Below are 2,500 nucleotides of genomic sequence, written 5' to 3'. Positions count from 1 at the left end.
ACTGGCGTGACAACCGGAACACCAGAGGTTCGTCCACTCCGGTCCTCTCGTACTAGGAGCAGCCCCTCTCAAATCTCCAACGCCCATGGCAGATAGGGACCGAACTGTCTCACGACGTTCTGAACCCAGCTCGCGTACCACTTTAAATGGCGAACAGCCATACCCTTGGGACCGACTACAGCCCCAGGATGTGATGAGCCGACATCGAGGTGCCAAACACCGCCGTCGATATGAACTCTTGGGCGGTATCAGCCTGTTATCCCCGGAGTACCTTTTATCCGTTGAGCGATGGCCCTTCCATACAGAACCACCGGATCACTAAGTCCTAGTTTCCTACCTGCTTGATCCGTCGATCTTGCAGTCAAGCACGCTTATGCCTTTGCACACAGTGCGCGATGTCCGACCGCGCTGAGCGTACCTTCGAGCTCCTCCGTTACTCTTTAGGAGGAGACCGCCCCAGTCAAACTACCCACCATACACGGTCCCCGATCCAGATTATGGACCTAGGTTAGAACGTCAAGCACGACAGGGTGGTATTTCAAGGATGGCTCCACTGCAGCTAGCGCCACAGTTTCATAGCCTCCCACCTATCCTACACAGACGAACTCAACGTTCAGTGTAAAGCTATAGTAAAGGTTCACGGGGTCTTTCCGTCTTGCCACGGGAACGCTGCATCTTCACAGCGATTTCAATTTCACTGAGTCTCGGGTGGAGACAGCGCCGCTGTCGTTACGCCATTCGTGCAGGTCGGAACTTACCCGACAAGGAATTTCGCTACCTTAGGACCGTTATAGTTACGGCCGCCGTTTACTGGGGCTTCGATCAAGAGCTTCGCCTTGCGGCTGACCCCATCAATTAACCTTCCAGCACCGGGCAGGCGTCACACCCTATACGTCCACTTTCGTGTTTGCAGAGTGCTGTGTTTTTGATAAACAGTCGCAGCGGCCTGGTTACTGCGGCCCTCTTCAGCTATAGCTCGCATGAGCCACCAAAAAGGGCGCACCTTCTCCCGAAGTTACGGTGCCATGTTGCCTAGTTCCTTCACCCGAGTTCTCTCAAGCGCCTGAGAATTCTCATCCTACCCACCTGTGTCGGTTTACGGTACGGTCTGCGTAAGCTGAAGCTTAGGAGCTTTTCCTGGAAGCGTGGTATCAGTGACTTCGCCTTAAAGGCTCGTCTCGGTGCTCGGTCTTAAAGGATCCCGGATTTGCCAAAGATCCAAACCTACCGCCTTTCCCCCGGACAACCAACGCCGGGTACACCTAACCTTCTCCGTCCCTCCATCGCACTTACGCGAGGTGCAGGAATATTAACCTGCTTCCCATCGACTACGACTTTCGTCCTCGCCTTAGGGGCCGACTCACCCTGCGCCGATTAACGTTGCGCAAGGAAACCTTGGGCTTTCGGCGTGCGGGTTTTTCACCCGCATTATCGTTACTCATGTCAGCATTCGCACTTCCGATACCTCCAGCAGACTTCTCAATCCACCTTCAACGGCTTACGGAACGCTCCTCTACCGCGTACATATAAATATGCACACCCCAAGCTTCGGTTCACTGCTTAGCCCCGTTAAATCTTCCCCGCAGACCGACTCGACCAGTGAGCTATTACGCTTTCTTTAAAGGGTGGCTGCTTCTAAGCCAACCTCCTGGCTGTCTGTGCCTTTCCACATGGTTTTCCACTTAGCAGTGAATTTGGGACCTTAGCTGTGGGTCTGGGTTGTTTCCCTTTTCACGACGGACGTTAGCACCCGCCGTGTGTCTCCCATACAGTCCGTCTCGGTATTCGGAGTTTGCAATGGTTTGGTAAGTCGCGATGACCCCCTAGCCATAACAGTGCTCTACCCCCGAGAGGATACATATGAGGCGCTACCTAAATAGCTTTCGAGGAGAACCAGCTATCTCCGGGTTCGATTAGCTTTTCACTCCTAATCACAGCTCATCCCCGTCTTTTGCAACAGACGTGGGTTCGGGCCTCCAGTACCTGTTACGGCACCTTCACCCTGGCCATGACTAGATCACCCGGTTTCGGGTCTACTGCCCGCGACTATGCGCCCTTATCAGACTCGGTTTCCCTTCGCCTCCCCTATACGGTTAAGCTTGCCACGAACAGTAAGTCGCTGACCCATTATACAAAAGGTACGCAGTCACTCTTTCGAGCTCCTACTGCTTGTACGCACACGGTTTCAGGATCTATTTCACTCCCCTCTCCGGGGTTCTTTTCGCCTTTCCCTCACGGTACTGGTTCACTATCGGTCGGTCAGTAGTATTTAGCCTTGGAGGATGGTCCCCCCATGTTCAGACAGGGTTTCACGTGCCCCGCCCTACTCGTCTTCACTGGAGTGGCCCTTTTAAATACAGGGCTATCACCTTCTATGGCCAGCCGTTCCAGGCTGTTTTTCTAGAACCATTCCAGCTTAAGGGCTAGTCCCCGTTCGCTCGTCGCTACTCAGGGAATCTCGGTTGATTTCTTTTCCTCTGGTTACTTAGATATTTCAGTT

General features: G+C 53.5%; 1 rRNA gene (only partly in view). It reads right to left on the bottom strand.

Annotated features, from left to right (window positions below):
- A 23S ribosomal RNA gene (locus tag ABE472_RS18615) occupies nt 1-2,500 on the bottom strand (it extends past both window edges: 195 nt to the left, 184 nt to the right).

The sequence above is a fragment of the Stenotrophomonas sp. TWI809 genome (assembly GCF_039673205.1).
Lineage (GTDB): Bacteria > Pseudomonadota > Gammaproteobacteria > Xanthomonadales > Xanthomonadaceae > Stenotrophomonas.
This window is presented reverse-complemented; position numbering and strand designations above follow the sequence as displayed.